Annotated in this window: 21 protein-coding genes and 1 riboswitch; of the genes, 11 read left to right on the top strand and 10 right to left on the bottom strand. The window is 64.1% G+C overall.

The window, feature by feature from the left end:
- The first annotated feature begins 27 nt into the window (after window positions 1-27).
- Window positions 28-573 carry a GNAT family N-acetyltransferase gene (locus tag V474_RS15785; RefSeq protein ID WP_059152406.1) on the top strand — a complete coding sequence of 182 codons (546 nt, stop codon included), beginning with the start codon at window positions 28-30 and terminating at the stop codon, window positions 571-573.
- A 77-nt stretch (window positions 574-650) separates the two neighbouring features.
- A complete protein-coding gene (locus V474_RS15790) occupies window positions 651-1,496 on the top strand; it encodes a MipA/OmpV family protein (RefSeq protein ID WP_059152407.1) in 846 nt (281 codons plus the stop codon).
- On the opposite strand, the gene V474_RS15795 is transcribed toward V474_RS15790, so the two are convergent.
- Both V474_RS15795 and V474_RS15800 read right to left on the bottom strand, forming a co-directional pair.
- Window positions 1,484-2,077 carry a uracil-DNA glycosylase family protein gene (locus V474_RS15795; protein WP_059152408.1) on the bottom strand — a complete coding sequence of 198 codons (594 nt, stop codon included), beginning with the start codon at window positions 2,075-2,077 and terminating at the stop codon, window positions 1,484-1,486. The two genes, V474_RS15790 and V474_RS15795, sit on opposite strands and share 13 nt — an antisense overlap.
- 153 nt (window positions 2,078-2,230) lie before the next feature.
- Window positions 2,231-2,863 (bottom strand): SOS response-associated peptidase family protein, encoded by a 633-nt coding sequence (locus V474_RS15800; protein WP_059152409.1) that lies wholly within the window; start codon window positions 2,861-2,863, stop codon window positions 2,231-2,233.
- A gap of 41 nt (window positions 2,864-2,904) precedes the next feature.
- Window positions 2,905-3,032, top strand: a riboswitch (TPP riboswitch).
- Window positions 3,033-3,102: 70 nt separating this feature from the next.
- Between V474_RS15800 and thiC the strand changes: the two genes are divergently transcribed.
- The 8 genes from thiC (at window position 3,103) to V474_RS15840 (ending at window position 9,257) form a co-directional block, all read left to right on the top strand.
- Window positions 3,103-4,977 (top strand): phosphomethylpyrimidine synthase ThiC, encoded by a 1,875-nt coding sequence (gene thiC / locus V474_RS15805; protein ID WP_059152410.1) that lies wholly within the window; start codon window positions 3,103-3,105, stop codon window positions 4,975-4,977.
- A 125-nt stretch (window positions 4,978-5,102) separates the two neighbouring features.
- Window positions 5,103-5,396 (top strand): hypothetical protein, encoded by a 294-nt coding sequence (locus V474_RS15810; protein ID WP_059152411.1) that lies wholly within the window; start codon window positions 5,103-5,105, stop codon window positions 5,394-5,396.
- Complete coding sequence (locus tag V474_RS15815) at window positions 5,390-6,142, top strand: DUF72 domain-containing protein (RefSeq protein ID WP_059152579.1); 753 nt, start codon at window positions 5,390-5,392, stop codon at window positions 6,140-6,142. Before V474_RS15810 ends, V474_RS15815 begins: the two co-directional genes overlap by 7 nt.
- Window positions 6,143-6,557: 415 nt before the next feature.
- A complete protein-coding gene (locus V474_RS15820; RefSeq protein ID WP_236711288.1) occupies window positions 6,558-7,376 on the top strand; it encodes a calcium-binding protein in 819 nt (272 codons plus the stop codon).
- A gap of 68 nt (window positions 7,377-7,444) precedes the next feature.
- Window positions 7,445-8,059, top strand: a complete 615-nt coding sequence (locus V474_RS15825; protein WP_059152413.1) for a hypothetical protein — start codon at window positions 7,445-7,447, stop codon at window positions 8,057-8,059.
- 44 nt (window positions 8,060-8,103) lie between these two features.
- A complete protein-coding gene (locus V474_RS15830; protein ID WP_059152414.1) occupies window positions 8,104-8,406 on the top strand; it encodes a YciI-like protein in 303 nt (100 codons plus the stop codon).
- Window positions 8,403-8,789, top strand: a complete 387-nt coding sequence (locus V474_RS15835) for a YybH family protein (RefSeq protein WP_059152415.1) — start codon at window positions 8,403-8,405, stop codon at window positions 8,787-8,789. Before V474_RS15830 ends, V474_RS15835 begins: the two co-directional genes overlap by 4 nt.
- A gap of 171 nt (window positions 8,790-8,960) precedes the next feature.
- On the top strand, window positions 8,961-9,257 hold the full coding sequence (locus V474_RS15840; RefSeq protein ID WP_059152416.1) for a hypothetical protein: 297 nt from the start codon (window positions 8,961-8,963) through the stop codon (window positions 9,255-9,257).
- Window positions 9,258-9,274: 17 nt separating this feature from the next.
- On the opposite strand, the gene V474_RS15845 is transcribed toward V474_RS15840, so the two are convergent.
- The 3 genes from V474_RS15845 to V474_RS15855 form a co-directional block, all read right to left on the bottom strand.
- Window positions 9,275-9,946, bottom strand: a complete 672-nt coding sequence (locus tag V474_RS15845; protein WP_059152417.1) for a pentapeptide repeat-containing protein — start codon at window positions 9,944-9,946, stop codon at window positions 9,275-9,277.
- Between the two features lie 39 nt (window positions 9,947-9,985).
- A complete protein-coding gene (locus V474_RS15850) occupies window positions 9,986-10,552 on the bottom strand; it encodes a hypothetical protein (RefSeq protein WP_059152418.1) in 567 nt (188 codons plus the stop codon).
- Window positions 10,553-10,733: 181 nt separating this feature from the next.
- Entirely contained in the window at window positions 10,734-11,006 is a 273-nt protein-coding gene (locus V474_RS15855; RefSeq protein WP_059152419.1) for a hypothetical protein, read from the bottom strand.
- 322 nt (window positions 11,007-11,328) lie between these two features.
- Here V474_RS15855 and V474_RS15860 point away from each other — a divergent pair, with 322 nt between their 5' ends.
- Window positions 11,329-11,769 carry a COG3650 family protein gene (locus V474_RS15860; protein ID WP_059152420.1) on the top strand — a complete coding sequence of 147 codons (441 nt, stop codon included), beginning with the start codon at window positions 11,329-11,331 and terminating at the stop codon, window positions 11,767-11,769.
- A gap of 18 nt (window positions 11,770-11,787) precedes the next feature.
- Here the strand turns inward: V474_RS15860 and V474_RS15865 are convergent, their stop codons facing one another.
- The 5 genes from V474_RS15865 to V474_RS15885 form a co-directional block, all read right to left on the bottom strand.
- Window positions 11,788-12,096 carry an alkylphosphonate utilization protein gene (locus tag V474_RS15865; RefSeq protein ID WP_059152421.1) on the bottom strand — a complete coding sequence of 103 codons (309 nt, stop codon included), beginning with the start codon at window positions 12,094-12,096 and terminating at the stop codon, window positions 11,788-11,790.
- A 74-nt stretch (window positions 12,097-12,170) separates the two neighbouring features.
- Entirely contained in the window at window positions 12,171-12,599 is a 429-nt protein-coding gene (locus tag V474_RS15870; protein WP_059152422.1) for an OsmC family protein, read from the bottom strand.
- A gap of 896 nt (window positions 12,600-13,495) precedes the next feature.
- Complete coding sequence (locus V474_RS15875; RefSeq protein ID WP_082699817.1) at window positions 13,496-13,912, bottom strand: acyl-CoA thioesterase; 417 nt, start codon at window positions 13,910-13,912, stop codon at window positions 13,496-13,498.
- Between the two features lie 103 nt (window positions 13,913-14,015).
- Entirely contained in the window at window positions 14,016-15,167 is a 1,152-nt protein-coding gene (locus V474_RS15880) for a glycosyltransferase family 4 protein (RefSeq protein ID WP_059152581.1), read from the bottom strand.
- Between the two features lie 167 nt (window positions 15,168-15,334).
- Window positions 15,335-15,832 carry a hypothetical protein gene (locus V474_RS15885; RefSeq protein WP_059152423.1) on the bottom strand — a complete coding sequence of 166 codons (498 nt, stop codon included), beginning with the start codon at window positions 15,830-15,832 and terminating at the stop codon, window positions 15,335-15,337.
- Window positions 15,833-15,989 lie beyond the last annotated feature (157 nt).

The following is a 15,989-nucleotide window of genomic DNA, read 5'->3' on the forward strand; positions in this document are numbered from 1 at the left end:
CTTTGCTTTGCTGCATGTTTCGGATTGATGACAGGGGAACTTACCATTTGCGATGCATCGCTGGACGATGCTGCCGCAGTAGCCGAAATCTACGCGCATTACGTGCTGGAAAGCACGGCGACGTTCGAAACCGTCCCCCCGGACGAGGCGGAATCGCGCCGCCGCATCCAGGAACTCGTCGAGGGTGGCTATCCCTTCCTCATCACCCGCGACGATGCGGGGCGGGTGCTGGGCTTTGGCTTCGCGCACCGATACGGTCCGCGCGCCGGGTATCGCTTCAGTGTGGAGACGTCGATCTTCGTGCGGAGCGACAGCATCGGGCGCGGTATCGGCAGCGCCCTGCTGGCATCGCTGCTGGACGAGTGCGAGAAGCGCGGCTTTCGTCAGGCCTTCGCGGTGATCGCCGCGTCGGAACCGACTTCGGTAGTGCTCCATGCGCGTGCGGGCTTCTTTCCCGTCGGCACGCTGGCGGCCGCAGGCTGGAAACATGGCCAGTGGCTCGATGTGTTCCTGATGCAGCGCAAGCTGGGTGAGGGCGGCGACACCCTGCCGGAAGGCGATCCTGTCGCCTGAAGCAAAGTGTTTGCCGCAATGCGGAAACACTCTGCCCTTCAGTGCGTTGCGCGCATAACGATTTACAGGGAACACCCATGCGCTCACGCCTGAACATCACATTGCTTGCGGCCGGGGCCGCGCTTTTCGCCACGCCTGCATTCGCGCAGGAAGCACCAGCAGAAAACGTCCTCGACGGCGATTATCTCACCGTGGGCGTGGGCGCGGTTTACGTACCGACTTATCGTGGTTCGGACGATTATGTCGTTTCGCCGGTCCCGCTGGTCAAGGGCCACTTCGCGGGCGTGGACATCAATCCGCGCGTCGCGGGTGTAGCGCTCGATTTCATTCCCGAGGCAAAGGATGCCAAGGTCGGCTTCTCGCTAGGTCCGGTCGCGACGTATTCGGCCAACCGCGCCGGCCGGATCAAGGATCCTGTCGTCAGGGCGGCGGGCAAGCTGGACCCGGCGATCGAAGTGGGCTTCAACGCGGGCGTCACCGCCTACAGGCTGCTCAGCGACTACGATGCGCTGACGGTCTCGGCCGACGTGAAGTGGGACGTCAACGGCGCCTACAAGGGCATGACGGTCAACCCGGCGATCAGCTACGCAACCCCGCTCAGCACGGCACTGGTCGGGGTGCTGGCCGTCAGTGCCCGGCGTGTCGATAACGACTTCGCCAGCTATTACTATTCGGTGACCCCGCTGCAGAATGCGGCCAGCGGCCTTCCCGTCTACCGCGCCAAGGGCGGCTGGGACAGCGTTAACACGTCTCTGCTGCTGGCCTACGACCTGTCCGGCGACGTGCGCGACGGCGGTTTGTCGCTGTTCGGCGTGGCCAACTATTCGCGTATGCTGAACGATGCCAAGGATACGCCGTTCACCTCGATCCGGGGCGATGCGAACCAGTGGATCATCGGCGGCGGCGTGGCCTACACGTTCTGAGCAAGCGCGCTGCGGACCCGTTCGCGCAGGGCGGGTAACAGCTCTGCCTCGAACCATGGGTGCTTCGCCATCCACAACCGGCTGCGCCATGCGGGGTGCGGGAGGGGGATCAGCCCCTCCGGTGCCTCGCGCCATTTGCGCACCGCTTCGGTGAGGTTGGGGGCAAAGCCCTTGGGCAGATAGCGTTTTTGCGCATATTGCCCGACCAGCAGGGTCAGCTTGAGGTTGGGTAACTGGGCCAGCAAAGGCCCATGCCAGCGCGGCGCGCATTCGGGGCGGGGCGGTTTGTCGCCGCCGCTCGCTTTGCCCGGATAGCAGAACCCCGATGGCATCTGCGCGATGCTGCCCGCATTGTAGAATGCGTCCTTGTCCAGTCCCAGCCACCCCCGCAGGCGGTCGCCGCTGTCATCGTCCCAGCCTATCCCGCTGGCGTGGACCTTGCTGCCGGGCGCCTGTCCGATGATGAGCATTCGCGCGCTGGCCTGCGCCGCCACGAAAGGGCGCGGTTCGAAACCCAGGTCATGCTCGCACAGGCGGCAGGCGCGGATTTCGCCAAGCAGGGTGTCGAGAGTGGTGGCCATGTGGGCGAGATGGCGCCGGATGTGGTGACGCGCAAGGTGTGCGGGGGGGCTTCGACAGGCTCAGCCTGAGCGGGGTTGGGGGCTTTACGCTACTTCCGCTCACCCTGAGCTTGTCGAAGGGTCAGGCTGAGCGTGTCGAAGCCCCCGCCGCGCTCAACCCAGTTCGCGCATGTCCATCAGCGAGGACGAATAGGGCACCGCCATGCCGCGCACCCGGTCCCACCCGCCGTTCAGCCATAGCGCCCATGCACCCGGATCGGGCGGCAGGATCACCGGCATCGTCTCGCGCCCTTGCGCCTTCAGCGCCGCATTCGCCTCGCAGGCCAGCAGTGCGAACGAGGGTATTTCGCTGTCTTTCCACACCCCCGCCATCGCGAAGACCGGTTGGTCGGTGCAGGAAAACCACCATTGGCGGCGTTTGCCATCGGTGGGGGAGGGGCGGCCCCATTCCATGAACATCGTAGCGGGCACCAGGCAGCGAAATTCGCTGTTGCGCAAGTTGCCGATCCAGAACGGGCTGTCGAGATTGCGCACGCTCAGGATACCGTGGCGCGGGGCATCGTGTACCCTGGGCGGCGGCGGCACGCCCCACAGCCGCGGGATCATGCGGCGCGGCGCCTTGCCCTGAGGTCGCGGTCCGGCGATCGCCTCGCGTCCGGCGGTGATGACCGGCGCGAACTGGCCCGGCCCGACGTGGCCCCCCGCCCAGGGATCGTCACGCGCCTCGGCGCCGAAGTGGCGGGCGACGGCCAGGGCGGCGGCGTCCAGGCGATAGAGCATCGGCATCGCCGCCGCCTCTAGACCTGCGGGGCGCCCGCGTCTATCACCGCCCCACCCCGGGGAGCCTAGCAGGGTCCAAGCGGACTCTGGGCTGAGAGGTGTGGGTATGCTCCACACGACCCGTCGAACCTGAACCCGTTAATACGGGCGGAGGGAGTGGACGCGGTTTCGTGTAAGCATCCCTTGCGATGTATCGGGCCTGCAATCCGTCTCTTGTTCCGTCCCATGGAAGAAGAGAGGCAACCATGGCTGACATCAACTCAAAACTGGAAATCGGCGTTACGACCGGTCCCATTCGCGGATCGAAGAAGATCCACGTTCCCGCGCAGAGCAACCCCGATATCCGGGTCGCCATGCGCGAAATCCATCTCGAACCGTCGAGCGGCGAGCCGCCGGTGCGCGTCTACGACACCTCCGGCCCCTACACGGACACCGATGCCGCGATAGACATTTCCGCCGGACTCGCCCCGCTGCGCCGCGACTGGCAACTGGCGCGCGGCGATGTCGAGGAATACGCCCCGCGCGAGGTGAAGCCGGAAGACAACGGCCAGCTTGGCCCGGACCGGTCCGGCGGCGTGCCGCCGTTTCCCGCCGCCTTGCGCCGCCCCCTGCGCGCCAGGCCCGGCATGAACCTTTCGCAGATGCATTACGCACGCCGGGGCATCATCACGCCCGAGATGGAATACGTGGCGGAGCGGGAGAACCTGGGCCGCGCGCGTCTCAGGGAATACGTGCGTTCGGGTGAGAGCTTCGGCGCCTCGATCCCCGATTACGTGACCCCCGAATTCGTGCGCGATGAAGTGGCGCGCGGCCGGGCGATCATCCCCAGCAACGTCAACCACCCCGAAGCCGAACCGATGGCGATTGGCCGCAACTTTCTGGTGAAGATCAACGCCAACATCGGCAATTCCGCCGTCGCCTCCGACGTGGCGAGCGAGGTCGACAAGATGGTCTGGTCGATCCGCTGGGGCGCGGACACGGTGATGGACCTTTCGACGGGCCGCAACATCCACGACACCCGCGAATGGATCATCCGCAACTCTCCCGTGCCGATCGGCACCGTGCCGATCTATCAGGCGCTGGAGAAGGTCGGCGGCGTGGCCGAAGACCTGACCTGGGAAATCTTCGCCGACACCCTGATCGAACAGGCCGAACAGGGTGTGGACTACTTCACCATCCACGCCGGGGTGCGTCTGCCTTACGTGCCGCTCGCCGCCAAACGCATGACGGGTATCGTCAGCCGGGGCGGCTCGATCATGGCCAAGTGGTGCCTGGCCCACCATAAGGAGAGCTTCCTTTATGAGCGCTTCGACGAGATCACCGAGATCATGAAGGCCTACGACGTGGCCTACTCGCTGGGTGATGGCCTGCGCCCCGGCTCGATCTACGACGCCAACGACGAGGCCCAGTTCGCCGAACTCTACACGCTGGGCGAACTGACCAAGCGGGCCTGGGCGCAGGACGTCCAGGTGATGATCGAAGGCCCCGGGCACGTACCGATGCACAAGATCAGGGAAAACATGGAAAAGCAGCTGGAGGCCTGCGGCGAGGCGCCGTTCTATACGCTTGGCCCGCTCACCACCGATATCGCGCCCGGCTATGACCATATCACCAGCGGCATCGGCGCCGCCCAGATCGGCTGGTACGGCACCGCGATGCTCTGCTACGTGACGCCCAAGGAGCACCTTGGCCTGCCCGACCGTGATGACGTGAAGGTGGGCGTAGTCACTTACAAGCTCGCCGCCCACGCCGCCGACCTTGCCAAGGGCCACCCGGCCGCGCAGGTCCGCGACGATGCGCTGTCGAAAGCCCGCTTCGAGTTTCGCTGGCGCGACCAGTTCAACCTGAGCCTCGATCCCGATACAGCGGAGCAGTACCACGACCAGACGCTGCCGGCCGAAGGCGCCAAGTCGGCGCATTTCTGCTCGATGTGCGGGCCGAAGTTCTGTTCGATGAAGATCAGCCAGGAAGTGCGCGATTTTGCCGCCAAGCAGAACCAGCCCAGCACCAGCTTCCTGGCCGCTGAGGAAGCGGAAGCCGGCATGATGGAGATGAGCAAGGTGTTCAAGGACACCGGCAGCGAACTCTACATGGGCGCCGGAGACCGCGAACACGACTGAGCAGCGTTGAGACCTTAATTCTTCGTCACTCCCCCGATGGCGGGAACCCATCTGCCGGCTTCGCGTGTTAAGGCTTGGTCGGTAGGCGGATTCCCGCCTTCGCAGGCATGACGAGGGGTTTGGGCATGGCGCGCAGTTCCACGACCGACTGGATGAAGCTGGCGAACGACAGCTACTGGCTATGGGCCGAATCGCTGATGGTCATCGGCATGCGCACCAGCGACATGATGACCGGCAAGGGCAGCGAGCGCGAAAACCGGCTGATGGTGTCCGAAAAGGTCAAGGCCGGCGCCGAAGTCGCGGCCATGCTCGCTACGTCCAGCCTGACCTCGCCGGAAAAGAGCGCGCAGAAGGCCGTCAGCCACTATCGCCGCAAGGTGACCGCCAACCGCAAGCGCCTGTCGCGCAGGAAATCGTGAGCAGGGCCCATATCGGCATCGGCGGCTGGACCTATGAACCGTGGCGCGGCCTGTTCTACCCCAAGGGCCTGGCCCAGGTACGAGAGCTTGCCTACGTGGGCGAACACCTGACCGCGACCGAAATAAACGCCACCTTCTACGGCCGCCAGAAACCCGCCAGCTTTGCGAAATGGCGCGATGCGGTGCCGGATGGATTCGTCTTTGCCCTCAAGGGTTCGCGTTATTGCACGGTCCGCAAGAACCTCGCCGAAGCGGGTGAGAGCGTCGAGAACTTCCTCGGGCAGGGCATTGTCGAACTGGGCGACCGGCTGGGGCCGATCAACTGGCAGCTTGCCGCCACCAAGAAGTTCGACGCGGACGAAATCTCCGCTTTCCTCGCCCTGCTTCCCGCCGCCCATGAGGGCATCGCGCTGCGTCACGCCATCGAAGCCCGGCACGAAAGTTTCGACGACCCCAGGTTTTACGCGCTGCTGCGCAAGGCAGGCGTCGCCGTGGTCCTCGCCGATTCCCCGAAATATCCTGTGCTGGATGCCGCGGACGCGGCGCCCTTCGTTTACGCCCGCCTCCAGAATGCCAGCGCCGACCTTGAGCAAGGCTATGAAGATGCCGTCCTCGACGATTGGGCCAGCCGCATCGGCGCATTGTCGGCACAAGGCCGCGATGTCTTCGCGTTCTTCATAAACGGGGCCAAGGAACGCGCTCCGGCTGCGGCGCAGGCGCTGATCGGGCGACTGGCCGACGTCTGATCTTGCGCACTTCGCACGGTATTTCCGGCAATAAGTGAACATATCGCAAAGCAAAGCGAAGACGACCTGCGAACAGGCCGTTAACCTTGTTCGCTTTATCATCTTAAATCCGACACGCCCCATCGTACCGGTCACTTGCGGTGCCGCAGATTCGACTAAGCGGCGTCCAGGTCCGTTAAATCACGTAGTGTGATTTGCGGTCCTATTTTATGTCAGATACGCCGACTGCTTAGGAAAGACCAGTATAACACGCAAGATGTTATTGTTGTTTTTCCGATGTTTGGGTCGCAGCCGGAGTTATTGAACAATGATTGATCAACCACCGTTTTCCCGGCGACAGATACTCGGGGCAATGGCCGTTACGCCGTTTATTTCCAACCCGCTTATGGCGGCAACATCCAAAATCGACCGAATCATGGTCCAGGGCAGGCCTCAGGATACCGGATCGGTGTACAAGCTGGCCAATATCATGACCGCGCTCGACAAGCTGGGCGGCGTTCGCAAGATGCGTTGCCGCGAACCTTTTGCGGGAACGCCGGGCTGGGCCACCTACGTCGGACTGGCAAGGGCAGGCGTGAAGTTCTGCTTCACTCTTTCCGGGCGCGACATTGCCAAGACCATTGCCGATATGAAGGCGTTTCTGGCTGTCGTTCCGGGGTCGATCTGGGCCATCGAAGGCCCCAACGAACCCGATCTCAACCCGATGACCTACCACGGGGTCACCGATCCCCGGCTGGGCTTCCGTACCGGCAATGCGCCTGCCCTTATGGCCTTTTTGAAGGACTTCACGGCGGCGCAGGGCGTCGATCCGGTGCTGCGATCGATCCCCTTCATCGCCAGCAACGACTTCATGCAGCCGCAGCAGGCGCCGTTCTCGGACTATGGTAACACCCATATCTATCCGACGCCTGAATCCAAGATCCAGGACCGCCTGGCCAGCTTCAAGACCAGGATCGCCCAGGGCAAGCACAGCCAGGGGGTGATCACCGAATGGGGCCGTACTACGGGGGGCACCTCCAAGAACGTGACTTCGCCGCCCGTAACCCTGGCGAAGCAGGCTGAACTTCTTTCGACCGACATCGCCGCTGCGCTGAGCAAAACCTTTGTCCACACAATCAGCATCTACGAGCTGTTTTCGTGGTCGGGGACAAGCGAGATGAACAACTTCGGCCTGTTCAACGCCGATCTCTCGGCCCGTCCGGCAGTGGCTGCCATCAAGGCGGTCATCACCTGACGCATGAACGGTTCCCCCGGTGCGGTGCGCCGGGGGAACTCCTTCTGCCTGCTCTCGTTTCGTTTCCCATGAGAAACATCCCCGCGTTCAGCGCTACCGCTCTAATGGCGCTCTCGCTCGCTGCCTGCTCCGGCGGTGAACCGGCTGGCGGTGCTTCGGCGACGGGGGCGGCCCGGGAAGAAAGCACCGCGCCCGCTATGGATGCTACGCAGGCCGCGCCGACCGAGACGGCTCCGGCGATGCCTCCTTCGGCGAACGTGATCGGACTGGAAGGCCTCGGCGATCTCAAGATCGGCCAGCCCGTGCCCAAAGGCAGTACATGGGCCCAGCGCGGAGCGCAGGCCAGCGATGCCTGCAGCACCGTCACGTCGCCCGACTATCCCGGAGTCTACGCCATCGTGGAACAGGACAAGGTCCGGCGCATCACGGTAGGCAAGCGCTCCGACGTGAAACTGGTCGAGGGCATCGGTGTGGGCGCCACTGAAAAGGACGTCGTGAAGTGGTTCGCGGGTTTTCGCGAGGAGGCGCACAAGTACGAGAACGCCCCGGCCAAATATCTTACCGCCCCCAACGCGGCGAGCGGCGACCCGGCGCTGCGCTTCGAGATCGGACAGGACGGCAAGGTCAGCCTGATCCACGTCGGCACGATGCCGGTGCTGGGCTATGTCGAGGGCTGCCTCTGACCCGACCCCTTTCCAGCGCGGCCGATCCCCGGCTAGGACAGGGTATGAACCACTACCTGCTCACTTATACGCTGGCGGCCGACTATCTTGAACGCCGTCCCCAGTTTCGCGCCGATCACCTCACGCTTGCGTGGGAGGCGGCCGATCGCGGCGAACTGGTGATGGGCGGCGCGGTGGAAGATCCGGTAGATACGGCGCAGCTCCTGTTTGCCGGGGAAAGCACCGATGCCGCCGAGGCTTTCGCCCGCGCCGACCCTTACGTGGTGAATGGCCTTGTCCAGCGGTGGAGCGTGCGGCGATGGAATACCGTGGTCGGCGCCGGTGCTGCCCGCCCGGTGCGCCCATGAGCGCGGCCGAACTGGCTATCCGCACCCGCCGCGCTGCCTTCAACCGCGCCATTGCCAAGGGCGATGCGGCGGCGATCGGGCCGATCCTCGCGCGGGACTGCGTCATGATTACCGGTAGCGACAGCGCGGTGATCGCGGGCCGCATGGCACAAGTGAAAGTCTGGCGGCGAGAATTCGCCGATGCCGGACGGATGGTTTATCTGCGGACCAGCGAAAGCGTGACCGTCTCGCCGGTCGAGCCGATAGCCATGGAGCATGGCCGCTGGAAGGGCGCCGCTACAGACGGCGAGGCGGCGCTCGCCTCGGGCACTTACGCAGCGAAGTGGCGCGAAGTGGCGGGCGATTGGGTCATCGAGGCGGAAGTCTTCGTCACGCTTGGTTAGCTGTACATTGTAAGGGCTTGGGGCTGGCCGCGCGATAGGGTATGGGCAAGTCTGCAACCCGGCGCGGGGTCGCGCCGCCGGGTTGCCGTTGAGGGTTCCCGAACATGGCCGCTGCCCGCAAATCGCACGCGCAATTCCTGCGCGTCGGAAGGGGTGCAGGAGCCTGTATCGATGAATTCAGAATCTGCCGCCCCCGAGGCTCTCATGCGCGACGCGGGCAAACTGATGGTCGAGGCAGGCTCGGTCATTGCCTTGCGCACCGCACGTATCGGTCAGGGCGATCCCGGCGCTGGCGACGAAATGGTGCGTATGGTCACCGAGAAGGTCTGGGCCGGCTGGGAATGGAGCCTGGCGCTGGCGAGCGGCCAGCTAGGCCGTGATCCCGGCACCGTGTGCCGCCGCACGCTCACCTATTACCGCCGCGCCGTGCGCGCCAACCTGCACCGGCTCTCCAGCAACGACGAGTGACAATGGCCCGCGTTTTCTCAGCGCACGTTGAGGCCGAGTTCGCCCAGTAGCTGACCGGCCTGTTCGCTGGAGATCGTCGCGCCGCGAAAAAGCCGCGCATCGGCGAGTTTCAGGCCGCCCAGATCCGCGCCGCGCAAATCGGCGCCATCGAAGCGCGCGCCCTGGACGTGGGCGTCGCGCAGGCTGCAACCGATGAAAGTGGCGTGGCGGAAGTCGCATTTGCCCAGGTCCGCTTGCGAGAAGTCGATCCGCTCCAGTCGCGCCTTGCGGAACGAGTGGCCGGCCAGGCGCGCGTTGACCAGCAATGTCTCATCGAAAATCACGTCGATCGCGCGCGCCTCGGTGAGATCGGCGCCGGTCAGCTTGCAGCGTTCGATCCGCGCGGAATCGAGCGTGGCCCGGCGCAGGGACGCATTGTTGAAGTCGCACGATATGAACTTCGCATCGGCAAGGTCGCACTCCGTGAAATCCGCGAAGGCGCCCCGGCAAGAGGTCCAGAGGGTTGTCTCCAGCCTGGCGCGGGCGAAATCGGTGCGGCGCAGCGAACAACGCTCGAACCGCCAGCCGGTAAGCTCCAGACCGGAGAGGTTCGCGTCCTCCAGATCGCAGTCGATCAGGTGGCGCGGCAGTGCCAGCAGCCCCTCGATGTCGGCCCGCGTCAGCGTCCTGTCGGAAATCGGTTCGTCCATGTCCGGCTGTTAGCGGCTGGCCCACAGGCGTGACAGCCTCTAATTCGCGCCTTCGGCGGCCATTACGTCCTGCGCCGCGTCGGCAGCGCGCCGGGCGGCGTCCGATGCAGTGTCGCTCTGGCGGGACGGGGCTGCCTGTTCCCGGACGGCTGTATCGCCGCCCTGGATCGCGGGCACCGGGTCCTCGCCGTAGCGTTCATCAGCATAGTCGTCGTAATTGCGCATGTCCCGGCGACCGGGACCATCGCCGCGAACCCAGCCTTCGTCTTCGTAGCCACCGCGTGGGGGGTAGCCGTCGTCCGCATAGCCTTGCGGCGCAGGATAGGGCGGAGCGGCATCTTCGCCAGACGATCCGGGCCCGAATGGCCAGGCTGGGGAGTCGAGCAGGGACAAGCCCTCGTCAAGCCAGGACTGGCGGACCGCCGGCGCGGCATAACCATACTCGGCGTCATTGGCCGCGACAGGATCACGGCGCGCTGTTTCGGCTCCGGCGCCATGATCGGCTGCATCACGATAGGGACGCATCGCGCCCGTCGTCATCCCGGCGAACACTGCGCCGGCAAGGCCGCCAACAATCAGCAGCAGGACGAGTTTGCCCGCAGCCATCGAACCTCCAGAAGTTCTCACTATTTTCCCGAGAGGGAGGCATAGACGGGCGTGGCTGTCGGCGTGCTGAACGCAAAGAAAAAGGGCGCCGTCCCGCTCAAGGGGGACGGCGCCCTGTTCGGGGCTGCTTCAACCGGGCGTGGGAGAGAGAGGAGAGTGCCCGGATACGCGGCCGCGCAAATTAGTTGCCGAGGTTCAGCTTGGCAGCTTCAGCGGTCGTGAACGACACGTAGCGGCTGTTGTAGGTGCCCGAAACGCGGTCGCCCTTGACGTAGAGGCGGAACGGCACGCCGGCAGAGGTGTTGCCGTCGATCACGGTGACCTTGCCCTTCTGCTGGGTGGTGTAGGCGTAGTTCACGCCCTCATGCGAAAACGCGCGAGCATCGTTGGCCTGAGCGACCGCCGGAACAACCATGAGAGATACAGCGGCAGTGGCGAAAATGGTCTTGAACATGGCAAAATCCCTAAGTCTGAGAGGCAGGAACTTGCCTCGGCATCATTCGTTTTGGCTTGTCTTGTTGCGCTGCAGCAAAAGCGGATGTCGCGGCTGCGCGCAATTTCAATACGCGAACCATCAGATGCAAATTTTGCAATCACCTGGTTTTTTGCCTGATTTTTAAGCACATGCCGAGAACGCCGTGTCCGTAAAAAAACGACGAACGGTGGCTATTGCCGCTGCGCAGGCCGAAATTGGCTTGGCAGAGGTCATATCGCGGCCGGTGATTCGGGCCCGAGCGGACTTGTTCAATTATCGGCAAGTGGGTTAGGTTCGGCGCATGACCCGTTCCCCCCTCCCGATGCTGGCGCCGATCTTGGCCTTCTTCGCTCTTGCAGCATGTCATTCTGCGGGGGAGCAGGTGCCCGGCGATACAAACGACCGCAATCCGTGGAACGGCATCGCTGCCGGAGAAGTCGTACATTTCCTGGGGACCGAGCCATTCTGGGGCGGCCAGGTAGGGCCCGATGGCCTCACCTACACCACGCCGGAGAACGAAAAGGGCGAGACGGTTGCAGTCAACCGTTTTGCGGGGCGCGGCGGGGTTTCGTTCAGCGGGACGCTAGCGGGCGGTGCGGCGACGCTGATGGTGACGCCGGCCCCTTGCGGTGACGGCATGTCAGACGCGCGCTACCCGTTCATCGTCACGTTGCAGATCGCCCAGAAGACGCGCAGCGGCTGCGGCTGGACCGAAAAACGGCCGCGTACCACTGGGCAGTAGTTTCAGGCGGCGAGCTTTTCAGCGCTTGCGTACGAACTCGGCGCGCAGGACGAGGCCTTTGATTCCGGGGAACTTGCAGTCGATTTCCTGCGCGTCGCCGGTGAGGCGGATCGACTTGATAACGGTGCCCTGCTTGAGCGTCTGACCCGCGCCCTTCACGTCGAGATCCTTGATGAGGGTTACCTGGTCGCCATCGGCCAGGAGGTTGCCCACGGCGTCTCGCACTTCGATCCGGTCGGCGGCGGCACGGCGATCCGCGAGATCGGCGGCGGACATCCACTCACCGCTTTCCTCGTCATAGACGTAGTCTTCATCGTCACCGGGCATGGCCGCATCCTGTTCGGGCGCGGCGGATATCGCCGCGCCCGAATTCCATGGCCGATACGGGGCGTGAAATCCAGTCAGCCCGCCAGTGACTTCTCGAGCGTGACCTCGCAGTTCAGCAGCTTCGATATCGGGCACCCGGCCTTTGCCTCGTCGGCGATGCGGGCGAAGTCTTCGGGGGTGATGCCCGGGATCGAGGCTTTAAGGGTCAGTGCCGACTTTGTGACGGTAAACCCGTCGCCGTCCTTGTCGAGCGTCACCGTGCACTGCGTGTCGAGGGTGCCGTCCGGGTGGCCGGCGCCGGCCAGGGCAAAGCTGGTTGCCATTGTGAAGCAGGCGGCGTGGGCGGCGGCGATCAGTTCTTCGGGGTTGGTGCCGGGCTTGCCTTCGAAGCGGGTGCCGAAGCCGTAGGGCTGCTCGCTAAGCACGCCGGACTTGGTGGAGATCGAGCCCTTGCCGTCCTTGCCGAGGCCTTCGTAGCGGGCGGAAGCGGTGTTCGTGGTCATGATCGGGGCCTTTCTGGTGGTGTATTCAAGTGCCGGTCCCTGCAACGCGGTGCGCGGGGCAGGGTTCCTGAACTGTCTGCGGGGGCGATTCGGCGCAGATCCGCTTAATCGTCCGCATTTGCGTCTGCAGCATCGGCTTAGCGTATCATCTGCGCCGTGAAGGCAGGATGACAGCGTTTCAGCCCAGAAAACCGGCTAGAGATGAGCGTGATCCCGCGCCGCTTGGCGGCTTTGGTGGCTGGCGTCCGTGGCTGGAGCCGCGCGTGCAATGACGAAACCACCCGGTACACCTATCGTTTTGCACTGCGGAAAGCGCAAGAATCCTAAGGTTCCTGAGGATTGTTCGCTTGGAGGGTGGCCTCGCCGGGTGGTACCAATTGTTCACTAGATGACGGACCGCGAAACGGTACCGACACGGGAAGAGGATGATTGTCATGAAGCAATTCCTGACAGCGTTGCACACGGGCCTGGTCCTGTTTGCGATGGCGGTCACTGGTCCGGGGCACGGGGCTGCTGCAGATGCGAGGCGGACGCGATGAGCGGCGCTTGCCACGTGCGCGGCACTCTTGCTCCCATGCGGAAAATCTGACGCTGATCCAGCCCAGGCTGGCCTGACCGGATACGCAACGTGAATACGTCGGGATAAAAAACAACAACGCAGGGAGAACGATCGCGATGGTCGGCTGGGCCGTCGCGAAGAGCCGAGGGACGGGGAGACGCGCGAGGCGCGGCGGGGCTACACCGCCGCGCCTCGTTGCGCTGTATCCTCAGGCTCCGGGTGATCCCGGTTGAAAGTCTACTTCATCCTGGCGCGGGCGGGGTCGCAGGGGCAAATTCTGCCGGCCGCGTCGCGCAAAAATCGATCCCGAGACGCGCGCTCGCCAACGCTGATGGGTTTACCGTTTATCCGCTTCTTCCGCCGGGAAAAACCGCTGGATTACATCCCTTGCCAGACGCGCTGGCCGCAGGGTCGAGGCATCGAGGCAGCACCAGCTGGATTTCACTTCGGCCAGAACCTCTTCTCCGCGCCTGATCACGGTTTCGTAGAAGGCGCGGGCCCCCTGCACCTTTTCCAGGAGAACGGTGGCGATGACATCGTCTTCGAGGAACGCCGGCTTCCGGTATGTAATCTCGTGCTTTATTGCCACCCAGAGATGCTGATTGATCGCTTCCGCCGGGGCTAAGGCGCGCCAGTGATCGACCACGGCCGCCTGAACCCACTTCAGGTAGCTGGCGTTGTTGACATGACCCATAAAGTCGATGTCTGCAGGATCGATACCGATCGAAAACTGATGAGGGATGGCGTGGTTCACGTATACGTCAATAGCACTCCCAACGCGTCAGAGGAAGTGGATTGGGCCAATTCATCTCGCCGCCAGTGCCGCCAATCCGGCATCCGGCCCCAATGGGAGCAGTTCAGCCGCGTGCTTTTTGCCGGATGAGACGCAGATAGGTGTCGGCAACGGCCTGATTGATACGGTCCCAGCTGAATTCGCTGGCCCGCAGGGCGCCCGCCTGGCCGTGATTGCAGCGCAAGTCGCTGTTCTCGATATAGCTTTTGAGGGCCTCGGCGAACTGGTGGACGGCGCCCGGCGGGATCAGTCGGCCCGAGACGCGGTCGTCGACAAGGCTTTGACTGCCGGTGGCAGCGGCAGCGACTACGGACAAGCCGCAGGCCATGGCCTCCAGCGTGACGTTACCGAAGGTCTCGGTGACGGAAGGGTTGAACAGCACATCCATCGAGGCGACCGCGCGGCCCAGATCCGATCCCATCTGGAAACCGACGAAAGCGGCGCCAGGCAGGCGCTCCTCGAACCATTCGCGCGCCGGACCCTCGCCGATTACCAGCACCTTATGGGTTACGCCGCGGCGGCGCAGCTCATCGAGCGTGTCGGAAAAGACGTCGAGCCCTTTTTCCATGACCAGACGGCCCAGAAAGCCGATTGCCACTTCGTGATCGGCGATGCCGTGGCTGCGTCGCCATTCCAGGTCGCGGCGGCCGGGGTTGAAAACTTCGTGGTCGACCCCGCGCGACCAGATCGAGACGTCGTAGTTCATCCGCTGCTCGCGCAGCAGCTGCGCCATGCTTTCGGATGGCGCGACAAGAGCATCGCAGCGGCGGTAGAAGCGGCGCAGCATCGCCTCGATCAGCGGCTCTCCCCAGGCCATGTTGTAATAGCGCAGGTACGTCTCGAACCGGGTGTGGACCGAGGACAGCACCGGCAGATTGCGCCGGCGCGCCCAGGTCACGGCCTGATGCCCGACCGGATCGGGCGAGGAGACGTGAACGACATTGGGCTGGAACTTGGCGAGGTCGCGGCCGGCCTTGCCCCAGAAGGTCAGGGGGATGCGATACTCGGGCCGGTTGGGGAAGGCGACAGAGTGGACGCTCACGAGATCACCGGTCGGCTCGAACGCCGGATTGGGGACGGTCGGCGCATAGACTCGAACTTGCGCGCCCTGGCTTAACAGGTAGCCGACAAGACGGTTGAGCGCCTGATTGGCGCCGTCGCGGACGTAGTTGTAGTTGCCAGAAAACAGGGCGATGCGCAGGTCGGCGGTATTCATGATGGGCTGGCCCATAGCCGCCCCCGCCACACTTGGCGAGGGCGGTTCATGGCAAGCCGGGAACTGCCCTGGCAAGTGCGGCTCGCGGGCAACGCTGTCCGCATTCGTTATGATCGAATCCGGCCAGGCGCCGCTCCGCGAGTCCATTTATTCGCGTGCGTCAGGATTTAACGGCGGCGCCAGTCGCGATCATGGCGGTCGTCGCGGCGATCCCAGCGGCGGTCGCCCCTGCGGTCATGGCGGTCATAGCGGCGATCGTTGCCCCAGTTGCGGCCGCGATCCCAGCCATTGCCCCAGCGATCACCGCGGCTGTAACGGTCGCGGTAATAGGGCGCATAATAGCGGTCGTAATACCGATCGCGGTAATAGCGATTGGGGTTGCCGGCATAGTAATAGTAGCGGTCCGGACGCCCGCGCACGGTGACGTAGCGGCGCGAATCGTAGCGGCCACGGTCGTAGTAGTAGCGGTCGCCGCGATCAGCGATGGCCGCGCCAACGGCGAGGCCGATCACGCCGGCACCGATCGCTATGGCAGCATCGTTGCCACCGCCCCGGCCATAATAGCGGTCACGGGCCTGTGCCGGTGACGTCGCCAGGAGCACGGATGCCGCGAGCGCAGCTCCCATGGCCAGCTTTTTACCAAATGTCTTCAACGAGGTATTCATGTCATTGGACTCCCTTTCCGGGCCAACCGGGTAACGGCGGTTGCGGTGGGCGCGTTGGTTGCAAAATGGTCCCCGAGGACTGAACCGCGAGTGAATTTGTCATCAGGCGCATCGTGCCTGCGACGAACCGATCGGTTTGGGCGGCAATTTGAAATCG

It is taken from the genome of Novosphingobium barchaimii LL02, from assembly GCF_001046635.1.
GTDB lineage: Bacteria > Pseudomonadota > Alphaproteobacteria > Sphingomonadales > Sphingomonadaceae > Novosphingobium > Novosphingobium barchaimii.

What these genes read in the sequence shown, in the direction of transcription:
- V474_RS15885 (WP_059152423.1), bottom strand. Translation starts at nt 15,832, where the DNA reads ATGAATACCTCGTTGAAGACATTTGGTAAAAAGCTGGCCATGGGAGCT.
- V474_RS15790 (WP_059152407.1), top strand. Translation starts at nt 651, where the DNA reads ATGCGCTCACGCCTGAACATCACATTGCTTGCGGCCGGGGCCGCGCTT.
- V474_RS15865 (WP_059152421.1), bottom strand. Translation starts at nt 12,096, where the DNA reads ATGCCCGGTGACGATGAAGACTACGTCTATGACGAGGAAAGCGGTGAG.
- V474_RS15820 (WP_236711288.1), top strand. Translation starts at nt 6,558, where the DNA reads ATGGTCCAGGGCAGGCCTCAGGATACCGGATCGGTGTACAAGCTGGCC.
- V474_RS15880 (WP_059152581.1), bottom strand. Translation starts at nt 15,167, where the DNA reads ATGAATACCGCCGACCTGCGCATCGCCCTGTTTTCTGGCAACTACAAC.
- V474_RS15810 (WP_059152411.1), top strand. Translation starts at nt 5,103, where the DNA reads ATGGCGCGCAGTTCCACGACCGACTGGATGAAGCTGGCGAACGACAGC.
- thiC (WP_059152410.1), top strand. Translation starts at nt 3,103, where the DNA reads ATGGCTGACATCAACTCAAAACTGGAAATCGGCGTTACGACCGGTCCC.
- V474_RS15845 (WP_059152417.1), bottom strand. Translation starts at nt 9,946, where the DNA reads ATGGACGAACCGATTTCCGACAGGACGCTGACGCGGGCCGACATCGAG.
- V474_RS15855 (WP_059152419.1), bottom strand. Translation starts at nt 11,006, where the DNA reads ATGTTCAAGACCATTTTCGCCACTGCCGCTGTATCTCTCATGGTTGTT.
- V474_RS15840 (WP_059152416.1), top strand. Translation starts at nt 8,961, where the DNA reads ATGAATTCAGAATCTGCCGCCCCCGAGGCTCTCATGCGCGACGCGGGC.
- V474_RS15800 (WP_059152409.1), bottom strand. Translation starts at nt 2,863, where the DNA reads ATGCCGATGCTCTATCGCCTGGACGCCGCCGCCCTGGCCGTCGCCCGC.
- V474_RS15785 (WP_059152406.1), top strand. Translation starts at nt 28, where the DNA reads ATGACAGGGGAACTTACCATTTGCGATGCATCGCTGGACGATGCTGCC.
- V474_RS15870 (WP_059152422.1), bottom strand. Translation starts at nt 12,599, where the DNA reads ATGACCACGAACACCGCTTCCGCCCGCTACGAAGGCCTCGGCAAGGAC.
- V474_RS15835 (WP_059152415.1), top strand. Translation starts at nt 8,403, where the DNA reads ATGAGCGCGGCCGAACTGGCTATCCGCACCCGCCGCGCTGCCTTCAAC.
- V474_RS15850 (WP_059152418.1), bottom strand. Translation starts at nt 10,552, where the DNA reads ATGGCTGCGGGCAAACTCGTCCTGCTGCTGATTGTTGGCGGCCTTGCC.
- V474_RS15825 (WP_059152413.1), top strand. Translation starts at nt 7,445, where the DNA reads ATGAGAAACATCCCCGCGTTCAGCGCTACCGCTCTAATGGCGCTCTCG.
- V474_RS15830 (WP_059152414.1), top strand. Translation starts at nt 8,104, where the DNA reads ATGAACCACTACCTGCTCACTTATACGCTGGCGGCCGACTATCTTGAA.
- V474_RS15860 (WP_059152420.1), top strand. Translation starts at nt 11,329, where the DNA reads ATGACCCGTTCCCCCCTCCCGATGCTGGCGCCGATCTTGGCCTTCTTC.
- V474_RS15795 (WP_059152408.1), bottom strand. Translation starts at nt 2,077, where the DNA reads ATGGCCACCACTCTCGACACCCTGCTTGGCGAAATCCGCGCCTGCCGC.